The sequence below is a fragment of the Brevibacillus brevis genome (assembly GCF_031583145.1).
GTDB classification, from domain to species: Bacteria; Bacillota; Bacilli; order Brevibacillales; family Brevibacillaceae; genus Brevibacillus; species Brevibacillus brevis_E.
The window spans coordinates 3,980,076-4,001,093 of sequence record NZ_CP134050.1 but is presented as its reverse complement, the minus strand read 5'-3'; the positions used below and the strand labels follow the sequence as shown (position 1 = coordinate 4,001,093).

The window sequence follows — 21,018 nt, the reverse complement described above, 5'->3', positions numbered from 1 at the left end:
AAAAATGAAATTCGAACAAATAGGAGGAATCGTTCCGATGAAAATCCGTCGCCTCACTTATCAACGACGCAACCCTCGATTCACCGGACAGCTTCGAGCCAGCTATCATATTCTGACTTATCAGACAGACGAGGGGTTTGTCCCCATTGAGTCTATGCAAACGGTTGTCCTTGATCGTGGCGCACTCATTGTCGGGCGAACTCCTATTCATGTTGCCAAATTTACGGAAGACCATATCACGTGGGTTCAACAATCAGAGGGACGATACTCAAGCGGTCACCTGTACATCCATGACGGCGGACAAAGAATTCACGGCATCGTGTACCAGGGAACGACGCATGAGGATGCGGTCAAGCACGATATCTTCGGAACCGTTGTGAAACCAGTTACCTACAAAACGACGATCACAAAGCGCAGCTACCCGCCCGCAACCTCGCCTTCCACCTTGCCAGCCGACGATTGGCAGGAAGGTCTGGAACTGACCATTTCCTATCAACTCGGAATGGGCGACACGCTCCCTGCTCCGAAGGTCCTTCTGGGCGGAGAAGATATTACCGATCAAACGACGTGGAAAATTGATCACGAAAGCAGGACTGTGCTTTCTATCAATCTGGATGATGAAGCTTGCTCACTCGCTGACCAGCTATACAAGACTGCAAGCATTGCATTCGACATGTATACGCCCGTCCCCGAAGGTGTTGGCACCATTGAGGCGCTGTGCAGGGATACGGAATCGCTCAAGGAGACCACAGTCCGATTCTGGAAGGCCTCGCCTGTGCAGCACAACGTGCTTTTCGCCCATCATTCGCTCGAACCGATTGCCGCGGAAGACGTCCTTGCGCAGCCCGAGGAACTGACGATCAATGAACTGATGACGATTTTACCGGACCAATCAGTTAATGACGACAGCAATTCCATGCTGATGCGCAATATGAAATGGGCGATGGGGCAGGACGGCACACAGCGGGAATGGCTAAGCAAGTTTTTCGGCCAGAAGCCTCCCGTAATCTCGGAGCCGAACCAGCAAGAGCTGGTCAAGCAAAGCCTCCACTGGTATCAATCCCAGTTTGCGAAAGCATACCTCACGAAATCGTTCCAGCAATACGATGGAGCGAACAAACCTTCCCATCGACTTGACGATGCACAGGCTAAGAAGCTGGACGTCTTCCTGAAGGAAGGGCTTGCCCAATCCAAGGATTTCAACATCCAGCATCAGGGCATATTTGTGGACGCTTATATAGGAGCCAAGCCGCGTCTGCGAGCTTATATTCAGGATGGGGGCGAAAAATGGGCGAAGGAGCTGTACGACGTCCTTACAAATTCTCCGCAATTTGTCCTCATGGTAAATCGGATCAGCGGGGCTGCGGGCGATCCAAACGCATTAGCTCCACTGAACAATTTTGCCTGCCTGCTCACCGCGCTTCAGCCGTCTGCTGAGCTCGCCCGGAATTATTACAAAGCAGTAATGACCGGCGTAGTGGTGAAGCTCGTTCCCCAGACGTCGCATAGCAAGAAGGAAACGATTATGCAATGGCTGCCGACGGCGATGCAGGAATTGTTGCGAAGGCTGGCCGATGGCGAGCTTCCGGATGAGGTGGACATTTCAAAAGAGGAAGCCAAGGAGATGTATGAGGAGTATATCAAGCATCAGAATGAAATTGCCAGCTCGCTCGCTGATCTGCTGCAGTCCGTCATTGCCACCACTCTGTTTAAGGAAGTCGAACAGATGGAGGAAGGCTTCCAGCAAATCGCACAGAAATATCCAAAGCTCGTCAAAGCATCGAAGCTTTTCCTTGTGGTCGCATGGATTGGAGGCATCGCGTCAATCATTACCGCTCTTGTGAAAGGGAGCTGGGACAAAATGAGCGATGTAGAAAAAGCCGAATTCATTACCCAGTGCACTCAAACGGTAGTCCAAGCCTTCGATGCGGTTCCTGTCCTCTACAATGGCACGAAGAGCTTGACAATGGCTACCTATAACAAGCTCCTCGACAAATTTTTCTCACAGGAGCAGCAGACTTCCATCGGGGAAATCGGAGATGTGGTGAGCGAAGCGGACGGCGGTTTTGTGAATGCGGCGTGCCAGCAAATGGAGGAGGTGATCGCCGCAGCGGAAGGCGCTGAAGCTGGTGCTGTTGGAAAGGGCTCGATGTTTGCGGAGTTCTTCAACAACAAATATTTAACCCAATCCGTCAAAGCGCTGGGAGCTGTGATTGCAGCAGCCATGGCAGGCTGGTCACTCTGGCAATTGATCGATGATATCAAGAAGAAGGGTTCGGTGTCGACCATCGTATTTGACTCGCTTATTTTTGCAGCCAACTTCCTGGCAGCTGTCTGTCTGGTGGTGGACCTGTTCGTCACCACCAGCTTCCTGCCGATCGCCGGAGCTGTGCTCGCCATCGCCGGCATGGTTTTGAGCGTCCTCGCCAACTTCTTCGAGGAACCGGACAACCCGGTCGACGACTTTATGAATGATGTAGGCATCCCGTTCGTTGACAGCCTCCCTGCGATCCAGACGAAGGCGGCTTCGTTTCACATTGAGGTAGCCAGGCTGTCCCCGGCTAACCCATGAGACCTGATCCGATACCTGAAACACTCGCCATACTGGCAGTCGCACCGATTACCGCCGTTTATCATACCCGGATCTCCACCGGTCGTGGAATTTCCAGTAAGTGGAATGCGGGGCTTCCGCTTGAAATTGGCTTTTCCTGGCCGCCGGAATCTGCGGCTCCAGTGCCGATGATTCGCTTGAACAATGAGGATTATCGCTTGTATGCAGCCCTGACGATGGAGCCCGGTGACAAGCTAATCGTCTCGCTTGACCTGACGGCCATTTCGGAAATCACCTGTGCGGCCAATGCCGGTATGTATCTGATGGCGCAAGCCGTTATCGATGCCGATGGCAGGAGTTTTACCGGTACAGTCTCCTCGACCTGCGCCGATCCAACAGGAGACAAGCCTTATGCTTGGACTGGAAGCGTCGAAACCGGTGAAGGAATCGACTGGCGGCTACAAAAGGCAGCCATGTCTTATATCTTGCAAAGCAAGGGGGATTTGCCATGAGTGTCAGCGCCCGCTTTCTATCCGTAATGAAGGCAGGATCAGCGATTACGTCGGACGCTCTCGAATATCCGGAACAAGACGACATCAACCTGCTTATCGCGATGGATGATCATGAGGTGCGGAAACAAACAGGCGCCTGCTTCACCGCACAGCTCAAGGCGCATCCGGCAGTACACAACACGTTTTTCAGCCATGCAGGAGCACCACCGGTTCAGGCCCGCGATACAGATGGATGGATCGGCAAAACGGCGTCTGCTTTAGTTGCACTTGCCCTCGCACATACTTCTCAGCACGGCTTCGCACGAACTGTTGATGGAAACAAGGCAAAGGCCGTCATCGCTCAAACGCTTCAGCCCGACTCGGATGCCTTCGTCGCGCTGGCGCGAGCCAATTATGAAGCGCTTTTTCCTGCGTATTGCTCGATGAACGGGGTGTCTTTCCAAAGGTACTTGGACGACAAGCCCGACCTATGGGGGCAGCGACTCGCTGCCCGCCTCACCGACCCGGTATTCGCCGCCAAGGAGGTGCTGACCTTCGATGCGGATCCGAATGGATTTTACCAGAAGCTCTACCTGCTCTTCTATAAAGTGCATCGTCTGGCTCCCGGTGAATCAGAGCGTGTAACCAAGTACTGGGACGAGCTTCTGCAAACGAAAAGTGCGCATAGTCCCTGGACGATCTATGAATATATGCTTGCGAGCAAGTACAGCGAGCAAACGTTCATGGGCGAGGTTCAGTCTGCGATTAATCAATCAAAAGTGACGGGTACCCGAACGGAAACGCTTGGCTGCGGGGGCGGGATGGCCGCTCATTGCACAACAACTCAGGTCCCGAGTCAGTATACGTATGGAATTCCGGTTGCGGACTGGCTGCATAGCTCCCACTATGAATTTATTACCGGCGCCCTCCCGCAAAATGTTGAAGATGTTCACAGTGGAGGAGGGGGAAGCGGGTGCTGTTTCACAAAAGGGACGCCCGTTCTGCTCGCGGATGGAACGAGTAAGCCGATAGAACAAGTCGCGGAAGGCGATGCTCTCTATGGACGCGACGGCGTCGTTGTCCGCCGCAGCAGCCAAAGCGTCATCTGGGATTTGGAGCAGAACGAGCTGTTGTACGGAATCAACGATTATCCTCCTTTCTTCAATGCATCGCACCCATTCCTCACAAAGGAGGGGTGGAAGGCAATTTCGCCTGCTGCAGCCAGACGGATCAACCCGAATCTGAACATTACGAGATTGCAAGCCGGTGACATCCTGTATCAGGTTGACTCGACTGAGCCGTTTCGGTACAAGGAGATTGAAATCAAGGAAATCACGCGAACCGTCGGAGATGCCAGCGAACCAATATTCTCGGTCCATCTTCATCACGACAACGTAGGGTATCATGCCCACGGGTTTTGTGTAGCGGTGAACTATCCGAACATAACGGAAGACAGTTTCGTCCGCGCCTTTGCCAAGCTAAGCTCTGCCGAACGGGCCTTGATCCGCGAGAGACTGGATCCAATCATGCCGCTGCTTAAGGCGGGCATGGGGAACTTCGTCCAGCAAGTGCTCCATCGCTCCCTTGCGGATCCCATGTGAGCGTTCACGTCAAAGAGGGGAGCTGCTACATCCTTGTGAATGCATGCCTGTAGAAGGATCGTGACCCGGAAGTGACCTTACTATATTCCGGGACCGTGGAGTGATCCCGCACAGCATCATCGCTTTCTGACAGAGCGGATGCAAACCGGGTGAGAATGAGCCCTCTTTCGACGAGAGGGCTGTTTTTCATGGCCGAAGGGTACCTAAGAACGATGACAAGAAAGGTGAAGGCAGCGAGACAGACCGAACAACTGCTTACATGATGGACAAACCGGCCCATTTATTTAGGGAATAAGGAAGGATTCGCAAAATATACTTTTTAGGGGTATTGAATGGGTCATTTTAAGAAGGAGGGACGATGTGAAATTAGCCTTTAGTACAAATGCCTTTACGAGAACCTCGTTGAAACAGGCGATCATTGAAATCGGGAATGCAGGCTATTCGGGCGTCGAGATACTGGCCGATGTCCCCCATGCATTTCCGCCCAATCCTCGTGCCGAATGGGTACAAGAGTGCAAGCATCTCCTCCAATGGAACAAACTGTCGATCTCCAATATCAACGCCAATACGGCTGGCGGATTTTTTTCCGATCCTACCGGTGAGCCTACCTTTGAACCCTCCCTCTGTAATTCCAATCGCGAAACCAGGAAAAAACGAATCCATTACACCAAGCAATGCATGGAGCTGGCTGCAGAGCTGGGTGCAGGCAATATCAGCATCACAAGCGGTTCGTGCCTGCCGGGGAATCCGCCGCGACAGGCACTGCACTATTTGCAGGAATCTTTAAAAGAAATCTTGGAGCATGCCGAAAAATCGGGAATCAATGTCGGGGTAGAGTATGAACCTGGATTGTTGATTGAAAATGCGGAAGAACTGCTTCACCTGATCGAAGTGATGGGCTCTGATCGATTAGGCGTGAATCTGGATCTCGGGCACTCCGTAGTCATCGGGGAGGAGACGGGAGAAATCATCCAGCGGTTTGGCAAACGCATATGGAACATCCATCTGGAAGACATTGACCAGCGAAAACACTATCACCTGATTCCGGGCGAGGGGACCATCGATTTCCTCAAGATCGCAAATGAACTTCGAGACATTGAGTACCAGGGTTTCGTGACCATTGAACTTTATACATACGCAAACGATCCAGTGCATGCCGCCAAGCAGTCCCTATCATATTTACAACCGTTTTTCCAATAGGGAGGGGAGAGCTCAATGAAAATATTTGATCCGCATATTCACTGTTACTCCAGGACGACAGATGATTACGAACGCATGAGCCTGGCAGGAGTGCGCGTTGTCGTCGAGCCTTCTTTCTGGTTGGGGAGCGAACGGCGCTTTCCGGAAACCTATTTTGACTACTTTGAGCACGTGCTCTCGTTTGAGCCAAAACGGGCAGAACAGTATGGAATTCAACATTACTGCTGCCTGGCAATGAATCCAAAGGAAGCAAACAATCTGGAGATTGCCCATCAAGTTATCGACGGACTGCCCGATTATCTAAAGCGGGACCGCTGTCTGGCTATCGGAGAAGTGGGATTTGACCGTATTACCGATGCGGAAGAAGAAGTGATGAAAAGGCAGCTTCTGCTGGCAAAAGACATGGATATGCTCGTCATGGTTCACACCCCGCATCAGAACAAGCGTGCAGGGACGGAACGGACGATTAAGCTGCTGAAAGAGGTAGGTCTCGATCCGGATCAGGTGGTAATTGACCACAATAACCTGGATACCATTGACCTTTCCGTTGAATATGGGGGGTGGAGTGCGATGACCATCTACCCGACCAAGGTATCTCCCGAGCAGGCAATCGAGATATTTGATCGGTACGGCACGGAACGAATGATGATCAATACGGCAGCAGACTGGGGTCCCTCCAATCCCCTGAGCGTGGTGAAAACGGCTCTGGAAATGCGGAAAAAGGCATTTGCAGACGAGATCATCGAGAGGTTGGTATGGGATAACCCGATACGTTTTTATAGCCAATCCGGCAAGCTGCACGTGAATGCGTAAGGGGGCTACGCAATGAAGCTTGGGTTCAGCAGCAATGCATTCAAACGGTATGACATCTTTCAAACGATCGATACGCTGGCCGATATCGGCTATCAGGGAGTTGAGATTCTGCTCGATATCCCGCATGCGTTTCCACCGGATACATCGGATGAAAAAATCAGCGCGATCAAGGAAAAGCTGAAAGAAAGGAATCTAGCGATATCCAATCTCAACGCATTTATGCTGTATGGCATTCGGGATTGCTGGCACCCCTCGTTCGTTGAAGCCGATCTTACAGAACGGCGCAAGCGAATCGAGCACACGCACAATTGCATCGATATGGCTGTGAAGCTGGGTGCAAAGACGCTCTCGACCGAACCGGGAGGACCTCTGCTGGGTGTGGAGAGGGATTGGGCCAATCGCGTTTTCATCGAGGCGATGGAAGAATTGGCCGATCATGCGGAAACCGCTGGGGTGACGATTCTGGTCGAGCCGGAGCCGGATCTTCTGATCGAAACCTCCGACCAGTTCCTAGCCTTCAAGCGGGCAGTTCCCTCGGGATCAATCGCCTTAAACTTTGATATCGGACACTTTTATTGCGTAGGAGAAGACCCGGCTCGGCTGGTCGACAAGCTGTTGCCCTACACCAAACACTATCATTTGGAGGATATAGCCGCGGATCGTGTGCACCATCATTTGATACCGGGAATGGGCGCCATTGACATCCCCCATGTAGTAAAAACGATCAAGTGCACCGGCTACGAGGGGTTCATCACCATTGAACTTTATCCCTACGAAGATCAGGCTGCCGCTGCTGCGACCAAGGCTTTCCGGTACGTTCAGAGGATCCTGGATGAGTTATGAAAAAGCTGCGAGACTATCTGGAGCTGATCCGCTTTCCCAATCTGTTTACCGCCATGGCCGATATTACCGCCGGTGCATGGATTGCCTACGGGAGCGGGGGAGATTTTTCAGCTGCGAAGCTCATCTGCCTGCTTTTTTCCAGCGCCTTCCTGTACGCGATGGGAATCATCATGAACGACTATGCGGATTTTGAATTGGATCAGGCAGAACGTCCCGAACGACCGCTGCCTTCCGGGCGCATTACCCGACAGTCCGCACTGACGCTTGGCGTCATTTTGGGAGTCTGGGGGATTGTGCTTGCGGCTCTGGTAAATGGGGTAAGCGCAGTTTTGGCCTGCGCCATCGCTCTGTTCGTTATCCTGTACGATTTTTGTTTCAAACCCCATGAGATCTTGGGACCGATTGCGATGGGAATTTGCCGGGGATTGAATCTGCTGTTGGGAGTCAGCCTGGTTGCAGACAGCTTGCACCAGGTTTTCTGGATTTCCCTCATCGGGTTTGTCTACATCAGCACGGTAACCGCCATGGCAAAGGGTGAGGTTGGGAGCGGGCTGCATCCCCGTCGGGCAAGGGCAATGGTTTTGGCCATCCTGATAGGCGCCGTGCTCCTGCTTTTGATCGACGGTGGTCATCTCTTTGAAAAAGTCCTCGCAGTGATCGGCTATCTGATTTGGACGATTCGGGCGATTCTCCCCTCCCTGCGGGAACCAAATGCGGCGAACATTCGGCGTGCAGTAGGGGGATGCCTTGTGGGACTGCCTTTATTGGATGCCGCAATCGCAGCCTCCTATGGCGGGGGAACCGCTTGGTTGTCTGTTGCCGTTTTTATGGGGATCAGTCTGGTTTTCAAACGTTTCTTCAGTATGACTTAGCACATAAAGGGGATGGTCGCCTGTGAGAAAAAAACACGTCGTAGTGCTGGATATGATCAGCCTCCAACCAAAGCATCTTCGCGATCCCGAATGTACTCCGCATATCCAGAAAATCATCGCGGAAGGGCAGCACGCGAAAATACGACCGGTATTTCCAGCGGTCACCGGAACTGTGCAAGCAACCTATTTGACCGGAAAACCCCCGAACGAACACGGGATCATTTGCAATGGCCTTCCTGACAGGGACTACAAGGAAATCACGATGTGGAACCAAACGATGGTGCCGATACAGGGTGAAAAACTATGGGAAAAATTGAAGAAGCAGGATCCCCAAGCAACGACCGCCGTGTTGTTTTGGCAGTTCAGCAAATTGAGCACGGCCGATTACGTGGTGACACCCGGTCCGATTCATCTGGAAAATCGAATGATTCAATGGTGTGATTCCAAGCCGAGGAATTTGTACCAGAAGCTGCGAAAAAAGCTTGGCGACTTCGATCTGCGAACATTCTGGGGGCCGCTTGCTTCTATCCGCTCCAGCGAATGGATCATGCAGGCAGCCTTGCACATCGTAGAGCAATTCAGGCCGCAACTGACGCTTGCTTATTTGCCCAATCTGGATTACAACGCGCAAAGATTCGGTCCCGACAGTGAGGCAGCTCGAAACTCGATCAAAGAAATCGACCAGCTCATCGGCAAATTTGTGGATGATTTGAAGTTGCTCGGATTATGGGAAGACACACGTCTGGTGCTGCTGTCGGAATACGCCTTTCAATCGGTCAACCGGCCCGTGTACATCAATCAGATCTTGAACCAGCATGGGTATGTGGCAGTCAAGCGGATTGACAATATGGATTTTCTTGATTTCGAGATGTCGAAAGCCTTTGCTCTGGCCGACCATCAGGTGGCTCATGTCTATGTATCGGACCCCGCCGATATTCCGGAAGTAAAACGGCTGCTGGCAGAGCTGCCGGGCGTCGCGGAAGTATGGGGCGAAGAAGAGAAGAAGCAAAATGCGATCGATCACGACAGGTCAGGCGAACTGATCGTATTGGCAGAGCCCGACAGTTGGTTTGTCTACTACTGGTGGCTGAATCACGAGCATGCTCCCGAATTTGCCCATACGGTGGATATTCACCGTAAGCCCGGCTACGATCCTGTTGAACTTTTTGTTGATCCCAAAACTTTGCGCATTCCGCTAGAACCGGATAGAATCCGAGGATCGCACGGGCTGCCGGTTCGAGGAGAGAACGACGAAGTGTCACTGGTCGTAAGCGATCGCGAAATGGAACTCCCGCAAACAGTGCATGCGACGGAGATCCATGATTTACTCCTGCGGCTTTGCCGTCAAGAAGGAGGCGTGTAAATGGAGCGGAGAGCGGGAGTACTGTTTGTTGGAGCTCTTGGTGCGGTTGCCACGACGACCATCGCTGGACTTTTGGCCGTAAAAAAGGGGCTTGTCCCACTTCGGGGAGTGATCTCGTCCCAGCCGGAGTTTGAATGCCTGGACCTGATCTCCATCGATCAACTGGTGTTTGGCGGTTGGGATATCAAACGGGGCGGGCTGGCGGAGAATACCGAGCAGCACGGGATTGTGCCCAAAGAGGTGCTTGACTCAGTGATGGATGAATTGGAGCAGATACCAATTTGGCCTGCACCGATGGCAAACCTCAGCGGCCATATACGGACGGTCTATCAAGTTGATGAGGAAGGTGCGGGTTTCCTTCTTGATGCCTTGTCCCGCTTACAACAGCAAATCGTCGAATTCAAGCTGCGAAACAACCTGGATCGGGTGATCGTGATCAATCTATCCGCTACGGAGGAAGATGTAAAACCGGTGCCGGCATACGAAAAGCTTTCCCTGTTCGAGCAGGCGCTGGCGGAGAATTCTGCTCACATTCGCCCCGGTATGCTGTATGCTTATGCCGCCCTGCAAGAAAAAGCCGCCTACGTGAATTTTACGCCGAGTACGACCGCCGAAATTCCTGCCCTCCAGGTGCTTGCCGCACAACAGGGTGTGCCGATCGCGGGAAAAGACGGGCGTACCGGACAAACGTTATACAAACATGTGCTGGGAAACATGTTTCGCCAACGCGGGCTGAAAGTGATCGGCTGGTACAGCACCAACCTGTTGGGGAATACAGATGGGGCCGTGTTGGAAGATCCGGGGCATGCGGCGGCTAAAATCAGTTCAAAAACGACAGGTTTGGAACGAGTGCTTGGATATGATGACTTTGACCATAAAGTTCGAATCGATTATTTCCCGGTACGCGGGGATCGCAAAGAGGCGTGGGATTCGATTGATTTTGAAGGCTGGCTGGGCGAGCGGATGAGCATGAAGGTAAACTGGCAGGGAATCGATTCCGTACTGGCTGCTCCGCTCGTCGTCGATCTGGCCGTATTTATGGAGCAAGCATTGCGGGCCGGACTTTCGGGGGCAATGACCCACTTGTCGCTCTTTTTCAAATCGCCGTACAAGGCTGACCTGTATGCATTGGATGAACAGTATCAAAAACTGAGGGAATTTGCAAAAGAATGGAAAGTAAACGCGGAGGGTGACAGGTAAGAATCATTACGGGTAGTGTCGTGCACGTCAGATATCTTACAGACAGCGGAGGTGAAGAATATTGACTTCCATGCCCGGTAAACTGGTAGTCCGAGCAGCGGTTTGGGAGGCAGTGAATCAAAGGCTGTATGATCAGCTGCTTCGTGCGTTGAGCCACCATACAATGGAATATGCAAACAAGCTGGCAAGGATCCAAAACAAGCAGCGTGAAAGCATGGATCTACTTTTTCATTCGATTTCGCTTGCGCCCCCGGTGGTTTCCGAGGAGGTCATAGCTTATCATGACAATATTGCTTCTCTGCTGCAGGAGCTTGAGGACAGGGAAAAGGAATTAGTACTCGTTTATGAATCTTATCCCTATTTCTTTCATGCCTCCCCCGACTTGCTGCCTGCGGCTGAAATGCTGGTAAATCTAAAACGAATACAGATTGAATTGTTGTCCGATATCAAGAGGCGATTTGGAAAATCGGTAGAGGAGAGCTTGGATTTTGCGCCTCATGCCGATTATTGGCTTGAACCGGGATACAGACTGGAGCAAGTCATATGTGGACTTACTTTTCCGACATCATTGGTATTTGATGATTGTGGAGATATGTATATTGCGGAAGCGGGATACAGTTACGGACCGGCGTATGCGGAAGCAAGGGTATTTCGTGTGTGCAGGGATGGAAGTATGGAGGAATTCGTATCCGGGTTTGAAGGACCGCTTACCGGTATGGCGTGGTTTGAAGGCGGGCTATATATAGTAACGGGAAGCGCTAATGGCAAGGTATACCGAGTGAACGGTAGGGGAGAAAAAGAAATCCTGATTGATGGTCTGAGGGGCGGCAGTGATCATTTTACTTCTGAGCTGGCATTTGGACCCGATGGAAAAATGTATTTTGCCGTCGGTACCACGACCAACTCCGGTGTAGTCGGGGTTGATAATGCCTATTACGGCTGGCTGGGCCTGCGTCCCAAAGATCACGATATACCGGCCCGCGATCTGCATTTGGTGGGGCAAAACTTTCCCAGCGAAAATCCTTTGAATAAGATCAATCCGGAAGAGAAAGTGGTTACCGGAGCTTTCCGACCGTTCGGAACCCCCGGACACCCGAGGGAGGTGGTCAAAGGAAGGCGAATGGCGAACGGAGTGATTTATCGGGCAAACCCGGATGGCAGTGAGCTTGAAATCGTGGCTGACGGTTTCCGCAATATTTTCGGGCTCGGGTTCTCACCGGATGGCAGATTGTTCGCCACCAATCACGGCTTTGATTTCCGCGGAAGCCGCCCGATTGAAGGGGATTGGGACGCTCTATATGAGGTCATCCCCGGTTGGTATGGCTGGCCTGATTTCGCCAGTGGTTTGCCGGTGACACTCCCCTATTTTAAACCGCCAGGCCAGGCACAGCCGCAATTTTTGCTCGCTGTTCATCCCGAGCTTGCCCAGCAGCCATACATTCGTTTCAAACCCCACTCAGCAACCCAGAAATTTGATTTCTGTATGGATGGAGCATTTGGATGTGTCGGCGAAATGTTTTTTGCCCAATTTGGCAGTGCTCCTCCAATAACGACGGGGAATCAGAAACCGGTAGGATACCGTGTAGTGCGGGCTAATCCGTTTACTGGCCAAGTCCGTGACTTTTTGATCAATCTGAAACCGGGAATGGACAAAGATGGACCAGAACGCCCCATAGCGGTTCGTTTTTCGCCGGATGGGGAAAGTCTCTATGTATTGGACTTTGGAAAACTTAGTGCGGCAGCTACTACGGCGATCCCATATTCTGAGAGCGGCGCGCTGTGGCGGATCAGCAGGGCATAAAAAACAAAAAGCACCTGCAAAGGTGCTTTTTTACATGGGCGGACTTCTTCCTCAACTGAAATCCTTTCAAAAACCCACTGTGGGCACTCACTCTATGACCATAAGCAAGCAATTTCTGTTGGGGTATAGGAATAATTCTGGTGGTTAGAATGGGGACAGGGACGTATTCGTTTCCCACCTTTGTTTACCGCAATGGTTGGTATTAGGGCGGGAACATTGGCTCCGGGAAACGAAGATAGCTTTCGCACGGTGAACCAACCGATTTATCTCAAAACGATGTTTGGGATAGGTGATTTTGATGAGGAACATTATCCATTACTGTTTTGCTCCCATCGCGCCAGATGCGTTGTTGATTGGTAAAGTGGTTGACGGCAGACAGAAAACCGGGAGACTTGTGTTAACAGCTTTAATGAGTGTGTTGGCTGCCTTGCTTCAATCAGCCGGAGGATTTTTTCCGGGTATTGGATATCCCCTCAGCATGTTATCAACCGCGCCGATTCTCATTTGCACGATCCATTCACCCTTTATGGGGGGAAAAGCGTTCTTGCTCACAAACTTGCTTCTCCTTTTGATTCAACCGACAGAAATTCCTATATTCGCCGGAACAACTGGTGTTTTGGGCATTGGTTTGGGGATGGCCTTCCTGTATTGCAGGAGAAGAATACTTATGGCAGCATTCAATGCCCTTTTATTACTTGGAGGGATTGCTGTACTGACTTTTTTGGTCGGAATTCCTGTATTGGGACCTGAAATGGCGTCCGCTTGGAGCCTCCGACAGTTCTTGCTCGTATACGCAAGCGCTCTATTATACTGCCTCTTCTGGGTGGAAATCGGGATGTTTCTGGTTGGAAGAATTAAAAGATCAATCGGCTATTTTGGATTCGAATCAGGTGATTGATTGTCACTGACTTTATCCAGGAACCGGAAAAGCTGAGACCCAAGGGAATGGGAGTCTCAGCTTTTGCGCTTAGATATCCTTTTTGTAGAGGATGGCTACGGGTGCCATCTCCAACATGTATTCCTGCAAGACAATGTGCTCGGTTTGTTTTTCATGAATGATGGGAAAAGTAATTTCCTCAATCTCATGGAGTCCAAGAGCGAGACCCAGCTGCTCGACTACAGCAAAGGCGCCTTGGGAGTTCAGGTTGATCATCAACAAACGCTGAATATCTCTCCAAGGACCTACGGCACCGCCATATAAACCCTGAAAAAAAGCAAGAGTCTCATTCACTTTCGCCATCATTTCTCCCATCATCAAGTTTATATCGGATGGGTCTCGCCCGATGACATGGTAAATATCCTGAACCCTCGACTCATGATCTTGCGCTGCTGTCGCCATTTTGGATAGGACATACCGGATGTTGGGTTCATCAATTTTGTCCAGTGTGTCCTCGAGAAATTGCCGAAACGCAGATTGCGCCACGGCTACGTTTCCTAACCAGTTCGCTACTTGGTCCAATTGATACGTCCATGATTCCTCGTCTATTTCGATGAGTAGGGGGGAAACGGCGTTCACTGGGAAAAGGCATGAGCGGATTCCGTGTCCATACATTGTTTCCCGTCAAGGTAACATCCTGTCCGGGTACATCATGAGCATCGGGATGCTTGGCCAGATCTACGGTAAATCCGGACGGAAGGCAGACTCCATTTTGGGAGACAGATCCGCTGGCAAAATAAAGGAGGCCATCGTGGGGGCCAATGACAGGTCCTCCAGGCTCGTGCCAGCCGCCGCTTGGGATTCGGTCAAATAGAACCTGACGCTGTTTCGTTTTTACATCGTACCGTACTACGCTTGCGTAATATCCATCTTTGATGGTGATGTATATGTATCCGTCATGATAGGTGATCCCACGCGGCCCACCTAAAACTTCCGAAGCGAAGACCTCAAGAGTGCCGTCCGTATTCAGCTGAAGGATTCGGGGAAGGATGGCCGGCCTGGTCGGCCAAGTACTGCCGCCTTCTAAAATAAACAATGTTCCGTCGTCGGCAAATCCCATTCCGGTTGGGAAGGAAAGGCCTGCCGCAATCACCTCTACGTGATAGCCATCAGGGACAAGAACGTCGTTCGGATCGACGACTGGCCGAGCCGAGGTAGGGAGCTGCCGCAATTTTGACGCAGAGACTCGCGTGGCAAGTTTCATGAACGATGAGTTCTCCTTTCATGATGGCAGGAATGCGGAGAGGCATTGGCATACTTTGTTAACAAGCTTATTGGTATCCAATTGAATAAAAAATATGCAGGCGCGAACGGAACAGGGACAATCGAGGGAAACACCCTGAAAATGGCAAAACGGACGTGACAAGCGCGGAATGACAAAGCTATTCCTGAGCAAAGACGTGAAGGCAGTTGCGCATAACATATATTCCGTGTGTGGCTCTATGACTTGTTCCAGCTGATCCATTGCGAGATTCAGTTTGGTGAAGAAGCTATCTATTTCGTTTGCCGTATGCTTCTTCAAAATGTTTTTCGGGTTCGTATGCAGCGTATAGAGAGTAATGATCTTGTACTCGTCATCATGGTCCGGATACAGAAGAGCCTGCAAATCGTTGATGCGTTCCCTCAGTTCGAAAGAGTTTGAGCACGAAACGCATCTGTCTGGTGTTCCGACGTAAAATACGCAGAAAGCTGACCAGTCAGTTGGGTCAATCTTTCGTTCGCGGCATTTTCCCTTTTTGCTGCCTCTTTTCCATCTGAATAAAAGAAAAGCACTCTACAAAAGGGTAGAGTGCTTTTACGTTATTTGTCTTTTGTTTACGATTCCTACTTTCGAGAGGAACCCTCGCTGACGGAAGCGGACGGACTCGCTGTTGCCGATACAGTCACAATCCGCACAGGATTATGAACTTCCAACGTAGCGACCGAGGTGTAGACAGTGTGGATGGTCACCAATCCATAGATTCAAAAAAACACGTTCTTCATGAGGGACGATTCCAACGAAACTCGATTCTCCTTCTGTTTTCCGCGCATCTCTCGTCCGGATCGGAGTGCGTATGAGCTCATTATAGAGGATGGAAAACGGAGGGAGCAAAGTCCGAATTCGTCGGTTTTGGACCGTGAAGGGAAGCTGCGGGTAAAGCGGGTCGCTGGTCTTTGTGGCTCGCGGTGTAGGTCGACCGGAGGCAGCGGCGTGCGGTCACGACATCCAATTCCTTCAGCAAAGGGATGAAACAACCGCTCAAACCTTCTGCCAACGGTAACAGTCCCGCTGAAGTAAACATAAATGGCACTCCTGGTACTTGGGCTGCCGTTCCTCCCAAAAACACGCCCAATGGGGCTTGTCAATTTTCAAAACCTATCTTCGAATTTCGCGAGTGTTTTTCCCGTACGGTATCTCACACGCACGAGCTCCTCGTTTAAACAGCAGTCGTTCTGTCAAAGCTGATGGAAAACGAGCGGCTCCATAGAGAAGTCTAGAATCGGCGGTGGGAACATGCCATTTTCCAAGTGGTTCAGCAGCCAGAAGGTAAGACAAATGACCGTGACAACGACCGATCCTACGATACAGGAGAAGTACGACCAGGATCTGACGGGAAATCTGGAGGAAACGATCGAGCAGATCCGGCACGTTTTCGGGGAAAACGCGGATTTTTCCATGCGGCGCTTCCACGTGTTTGGCACTCATGCAGCGGTCATGTTTTATTTTTCCAACATGATTGAACAAAGTGTTCTCAATACCGATATTTTAAAACCACTAATGAGGAAGGATGTGGAAGGTCTGGTTGGGGAAGGCGCTCTCGACCCCGAGCAGTTGAAGGACGTCCTCATCAATGAAACTCTCTACCACAGCGAAGGGAAGCTGGAGGCTCGGCTGTACAAATTGATGGAGGGGCTTTTGCGCGGCCAGACCGTGGTCGTCATCGAGGGGCTGAATGAAGCGTTTCTCATCGGGACGCGCAATATCGAAAAGAGAGCGATCGATCAACCGGCGACAGAACAGGTTATCCGCGGCCCTCGCGAGGGTTTTATCGAACTGTTGGGGACGAATATCGCCCTGCTCCGTTACCGGCTGCAAACGCCGGATTTTCAGGTCAGGACGATGGAAATCGGGCGAAAGACGAGATCGAAGGTAGCGATTTGCTTTATGCAAGGCGTCACCAATACCGAGCTGGTGGAAGAAGTCATGGATCGGCTGTCGATGATCGAGATCGACGCGATTCTCGACTCGGGGTATTTGGAGCAGTTCATCGAAGACAACCACATCTCTCCTTTTCCCCAAGTCCAGTACACGGAACGACCGGATAAAGTGGCGGCCAATTTGCTGGAGGGCCGCGTCGCCATCTTCGTCGACGGTTCGCCGTTGGCGCTGGTGGTTCCGACGGTGTTCAACCAGTTTTACCAAGCAGTCGAAGACTACACGGAGCGATTCCTTCTTATGAGCGCCATTCGGCTGGCGCGGTTGATCGCACTGATGTTTTCCCTGGTATTTCCATCCCTGTACGTCGGAGTCATTTCGTTTAATCCCGAACTGATTCCTACCGAGTTTGCTGTAGCCGTGGCAGGGGGGAGAGCGGGCGTTCCTTTTCCCGCTGTCATCGAGGTGCTGGTCATCGAGACCTCCATGGAGGTACTGCGGGAGGCGACCATCCGGCTGCCGCAGCAAGTGGGCGGGGCTCTGTCGATCGTAGGAGTGCTCGTAATCGGGCAGGCGGCCGTTGCAGCCGGCTTTGCCAGTCCGATCACGGTCGTCATCATCGCACTCACGACGATCGGGTCGTTTGCCACGCCATCGTACAATGCCGCTCTGGCGCTGAGGCTTCTCCGCTTTCCGCTGATCGTCATGGCCGGCATATTCGGTCTCTACGGCATCGTGGTGGGCCTGATTCTGATTGTGAATCACCTTTTATCGTTGAAATCGTTTGGTGTGCCGTACCTCAGTCCACTCGTGCCGGGAAGCTTTCAGGGGATGAAAGACTTATTTACGCGGGGACCGTTGTGGTCATTGAAAAGCAGGCCTGTTTTTATACAGCCCCAAGACCAAAGGCGATTGGGCCAGACAGTGAAAGAGAAGCTGAAAAGCCCGGGAGATCGCGCCCATACGACGATCCCTTCTCAAGTCGGAAAGGGGGACATAGCGGGTGAAGGTGCCTCAACAGATAACAGTGATCCAAACAATCACGATTCTCGTTAGCACGATTATCGGGGTGGGAGTGCTTCCCCTCCCGCTTTTCACGGTGCGCACAGCGGGATCTGGTGCGCCTCTCGTGACACTGCTCGGTGTCATGGTAGCCATAGTCGGCCTTGCAATCATTACGGTACTGGGCAAGCGGTTTCCCCGAAAAACGATCATCCTGTACAGCGAAGACCTCATCGGAAAGTGGCTCTCGAGAATCGGCAGCTTCTTCATCATTGTGTTTTTCGCTGTGCTGACCTCTTTGACAGCTCGAGAGTTTGGGGAAGTGGTCGTGACGTCGGTACTCAAATCCACCCCTGTGGAAGTGACGGTCATTGTCATGCTGTTCCTCGCTGCCATTTCCACCCGGAATGACATTTATACGTTTACGTACATCCACCAATTTTACTTTCCGTTCCTTCTCTTCCCTGTCCTGGTGATCGCTTCGCTCTCTCTCAAAAACGCGGAAGCGATCAATCTTTTGCCGCTCTGGGGAAATGAACAGAAAGATTTGATGACAGGCATATTAACCGTAACCGCGTTGTTTCAAGGCTCCTTCGTATTGACGATGGTCATCCCCGCCATGCGCAATCCGCAGCGGGCGATGACGGCAAGCCTGTGGGCGATTCTCATTTCAGGCGGGCTGTACATCACGATTGTCGCGGCGACGGTCGGGTTGTTCGGTGCGGAAGAAGTCAAGAAGTTGCTTTGGCCGACACTTGAGCTGGCAAAGGCGACATCGCTGCCGGCCAATATTTTGGAGCGGATGGATGCGGCGTTTTTGGCAGTCTGGGTGACGGCAGTTTTTACGACACTGTTTTCCAGCTATTATTTGACTCTTCATTCGATCAGCAAGCTGTTCCGATTGCGTGATCACAGAATGTTTTCCTTTTTTCTTCTGCCGTTTGTCTTCATCGTGGCGATGATCCCTCAAAACATCATGCAAATGTACGACATCATCGAGGTCATCAGCCGACTTGGCCTCTTCATCACCATTGTATATCCGGCCATTTTGCTAATCGTTGCTGTCATTCGCGGGAAAAGAGAGGATCGCAGTGATGAAAAAACAATGGATAAGCCAAGCTAAGCTGGTTATGGCCATCGCGTTCGCTCTCCCGTTTCTCGCGGGTTGCTGGGACCGTCTGGAAATCGAAGAGCGGGCAGTCGTCCTGGGAATATCCGTGGATGTAGCGGAGAAGGGAGCGGAAAAGAAAGAGCGGGAGGTTTCGCATCTGCGCGGGAAGTACCCTGTGCCGAATAAAGAAATGATTCGCGTGGCGGCGCAGATCGGGCTGCCCGGGAGAATTCCGCTCGGGCCGGGAGAGTCAGGCGGGCAGACGGGCGGAGGCGGGCAAAACACGGTCTGGGTCATTGAAGTGGTGGGCCATTCCATCGACGATGCCCTGATGAATTTGCAGCAGCAAATTTCCGGACGGCTCTTTTTCGGCCATCTGCGGGTCATCATCGTGTCCGAGGAAATGGCAAAGCGAGGGCTGCAAAATCTGAACGATTACCTTCGCCGCAATCCAGAAGTCCGGCGCATGGCCTGGATGATGATCTCGAAGGGAAAAGCCTCCCAGTTGATGAAAGCAGCGCCGAAGCTCGAGCGCGTGCCGACGATGTACCTGATGGCAACGTTGGACGAGGCCGTCCGGATGGGCAAATTTCCCTCCGATTACGTCGGGATGTTTTGGAGCGATTCTTCCAAAAAGGGAAAGGAAGCCTTCCTGCCGTACATCAGCATCATGCCGGCTCAAAATGTAGAAATCGAAGGAATGGCGTATTTTCGGGATGACAAGATGGTGGGAGTGACCAAACCGTTTGAAATCGCCGCCTATATGGGAGTCAAAGGGATGAACCCGGCGGGGTACCGCAGCTTTGTTCGCGTGGATGACACACCAAACGTCGTCGATCTGTATGCGACCTACCGCCATTCCCAGACCGAGGTGGAGATCAGGGACGGCCTTCCCCATTTCCGTGTCCATTCTTTTATCGAGGTCAATTTGGAGGAGAAAAGCAACGAAAAAACGCTCGTAATCACGCCAGAGCTCATTGAAAAAATAGAGCGCCAGGACGAAAAGGCTGCCGTGAAGTTTTACAAGGGGCTGATCAAGCAGACGCAAGAAAAGGGGGCAGATATTTTCGGGTTTGGCGAGTACGTCCGCGGAAAAGAACCCCGTTTTTGGAATCAGAAAGTGAAAACCAAAAAGCAGTGGCAGGAAATGTACAAAAAAGTGACGGTGGATCTCACGGTGGACATCGAGATCAGACGGGTAGGAATGAAAGCCAGATAGAGGTTCAAAAAGCGCGATTGGAGGCTTCTGCTGATGATTACAGGAGGGAGCACCGGCTCTTCCACCTATGTGATTCCTTTGCTCCTGCTCACGGGGGCGTTTCTGCTTCGCATGGACGTAAAAAAATACATCATCATGGAGATGCCGAAGGAAGGGAAAACGACGCTGTTTCTTGGCTGGTTCAATCTCGTTTTGGGAGCCTTGCTCTTTGTCTGGGTGTGGGTGATGTGAAGAAGAGCCCATGCTGCCGGGATCGGGAATGAGTGGAAGGGCTCCTGCTGGGAGAAGCTAACTCGAGAGCGGGACAGTCTGCCTGAAGGGGGAAGCATCCATGGATTGGTACGAGCGGTTGCAGGATTACTTTCCGGAGCACGAGATGAAAGACCTCGGTCAGTTTCAAGCCCTGATCGAGGACAAAGATGTGTACCACAAGGAAGAAACCGAAGACTACTTGCTGCTGTACGCCGAGTTTCCGACCTTTCTGTTCATCGATTACCTGTTGATTCACCCGGATACGAGGGGGAAAGGCATCGGCACGAAAGTCATGGAAAAACTGAAGAAAAAAGGCAAAACCATCTTGCTTGAAGTGGAGCCGGTCGATCAGGAAGATGAGGACACCGTCCGAAGGGCACGGTTTTACATGAAAAACGGATTCAAAAAAGCGGACCGGATCTTGTACCGCAGGGAAGACGAAAACGGAGATCCGTACGAAATGATCGTCTACTACTGGAGCCCGGAAACGGATGTGCCGCAAGAAGAGATCCTGGATAAAATGGCGAAAGCGTGCGAGGAAATCCACAACTTCCGAGCGAAGCGCTATTACGGCAGGGAGGTTGCGAATCCGGACGAAGTTTTGCATTGGAAACAGTGAGGCTGTC

17 protein-coding genes are annotated in these 21,018 nt (G+C 51.7%); 16 read left to right on the top strand and 1 reads right to left on the bottom strand.

Annotated features, from left to right (window positions below; translation table 11 throughout):
• The first annotated feature begins 37 nt into the window (after positions 1-37).
• From RGB73_RS19855 to RGB73_RS19805, 11 genes are all read left to right on the top strand, one after another.
• Entirely contained in the window at positions 38-2,572 is a 2,535-nt protein-coding gene (locus RGB73_RS19855; protein WP_310764482.1) for a hypothetical protein, read from the top strand.
• The gene (locus tag RGB73_RS19850; protein ID WP_310764481.1) at positions 2,569-3,063 is read left to right on the top strand and encodes a hypothetical protein; all 495 of its coding nucleotides are present in this window, start codon (positions 2,569-2,571) and stop codon (positions 3,061-3,063) included. The genes RGB73_RS19855 and RGB73_RS19850 overlap by 4 nt, the downstream gene beginning before the upstream one ends.
• The gene (locus RGB73_RS19845; protein ID WP_310764480.1) at positions 3,060-4,643 is read left to right on the top strand and encodes a Hint domain-containing protein; all 1,584 of its coding nucleotides are present in this window, start codon (positions 3,060-3,062) and stop codon (positions 4,641-4,643) included. The genes RGB73_RS19850 and RGB73_RS19845 overlap by 4 nt, the downstream gene beginning before the upstream one ends.
• 360 nt (positions 4,644-5,003) lie before the next feature.
• Positions 5,004-5,843, top strand: coding sequence for a sugar phosphate isomerase/epimerase family protein (locus RGB73_RS19840; RefSeq protein WP_310764479.1), 840 nt, complete (start codon positions 5,004-5,006; stop codon positions 5,841-5,843).
• A 15-nt stretch (positions 5,844-5,858) separates the two neighbouring features.
• Positions 5,859-6,656 carry a TatD family hydrolase gene (locus tag RGB73_RS19835; protein ID WP_310764478.1) on the top strand — a complete coding sequence of 266 codons (798 nt, stop codon included), beginning with the start codon at positions 5,859-5,861 and terminating at the stop codon, positions 6,654-6,656.
• A 12-nt stretch (positions 6,657-6,668) separates the two neighbouring features.
• Entirely contained in the window at positions 6,669-7,499 is an 831-nt protein-coding gene (locus RGB73_RS19830) for a sugar phosphate isomerase/epimerase family protein (RefSeq protein WP_310764477.1), read from the top strand.
• Positions 7,496-8,371, top strand: coding sequence for a UbiA-like protein EboC (gene eboC, locus RGB73_RS19825; protein ID WP_310764476.1), 876 nt, complete (start codon positions 7,496-7,498; stop codon positions 8,369-8,371). Before RGB73_RS19830 ends, eboC begins: the two co-directional genes overlap by 4 nt.
• A 22-nt stretch (positions 8,372-8,393) precedes the next feature.
• A complete protein-coding gene (locus RGB73_RS19820; protein ID WP_310764475.1) occupies positions 8,394-9,734 on the top strand; it encodes an alkaline phosphatase family protein in 1,341 nt (446 codons plus the stop codon).
• The gene (locus tag RGB73_RS19815) at positions 9,735-10,934 is read left to right on the top strand and encodes an inositol-3-phosphate synthase (RefSeq protein WP_310764474.1); all 1,200 of its coding nucleotides are present in this window, start codon (positions 9,735-9,737) and stop codon (positions 10,932-10,934) included.
• A gap of 112 nt (positions 10,935-11,046) precedes the next feature.
• Positions 11,047-12,735, top strand: a complete 1,689-nt coding sequence (locus RGB73_RS19810) for a PQQ-dependent sugar dehydrogenase (RefSeq protein WP_310764473.1) — start codon at positions 11,047-11,049, stop codon at positions 12,733-12,735.
• 298 nt (positions 12,736-13,033) lie between these two features.
• The gene (locus RGB73_RS19805; RefSeq protein WP_310764472.1) at positions 13,034-13,633 is read left to right on the top strand and encodes a hypothetical protein; all 600 of its coding nucleotides are present in this window, start codon (positions 13,034-13,036) and stop codon (positions 13,631-13,633) included.
• A gap of 69 nt (positions 13,634-13,702) precedes the next feature.
• On the opposite strand, the gene RGB73_RS19800 is transcribed toward RGB73_RS19805, so the two are convergent.
• Positions 13,703-14,194, bottom strand: coding sequence for a hypothetical protein (locus RGB73_RS19800; RefSeq protein WP_310764471.1), 492 nt, complete (start codon positions 14,192-14,194; stop codon positions 13,703-13,705).
• Positions 14,195-16,208: 2,014 nt separating this feature from the next.
• Here RGB73_RS19800 and RGB73_RS19795 point away from each other — a divergent pair.
• The 5 genes from RGB73_RS19795 (at position 16,209) to RGB73_RS19775 (ending at position 21,011) form a co-directional block, all read left to right on the top strand.
• Positions 16,209-17,864, top strand: a complete 1,656-nt coding sequence (locus RGB73_RS19795; RefSeq protein WP_310764470.1) for a spore germination protein — start codon at positions 16,209-16,211, stop codon at positions 17,862-17,864.
• Positions 17,812-18,933, top strand: a complete 1,122-nt coding sequence (locus RGB73_RS19790) for a GerAB/ArcD/ProY family transporter (protein ID WP_310764469.1) — start codon at positions 17,812-17,814, stop codon at positions 18,931-18,933. The genes RGB73_RS19795 and RGB73_RS19790 overlap by 53 nt, the downstream gene beginning before the upstream one ends.
• On the top strand, positions 18,905-20,140 hold the full coding sequence (locus tag RGB73_RS19785) for a Ger(x)C family spore germination protein (protein ID WP_310764468.1): 1,236 nt from the start codon (positions 18,905-18,907) through the stop codon (positions 20,138-20,140). Before RGB73_RS19790 ends, RGB73_RS19785 begins: the two co-directional genes overlap by 29 nt.
• 33 nt (positions 20,141-20,173) lie before the next feature.
• Positions 20,174-20,371 (top strand): CLC_0170 family protein, encoded by a 198-nt coding sequence (locus RGB73_RS19780; protein WP_310764467.1) that lies wholly within the window; start codon positions 20,174-20,176, stop codon positions 20,369-20,371.
• Positions 20,372-20,471: 100 nt separating this feature from the next.
• Positions 20,472-21,011 (top strand): GNAT family N-acetyltransferase, encoded by a 540-nt coding sequence (locus tag RGB73_RS19775; protein ID WP_310764466.1) that lies wholly within the window; start codon positions 20,472-20,474, stop codon positions 21,009-21,011.
• Positions 21,012-21,018 lie beyond the last annotated feature (7 nt).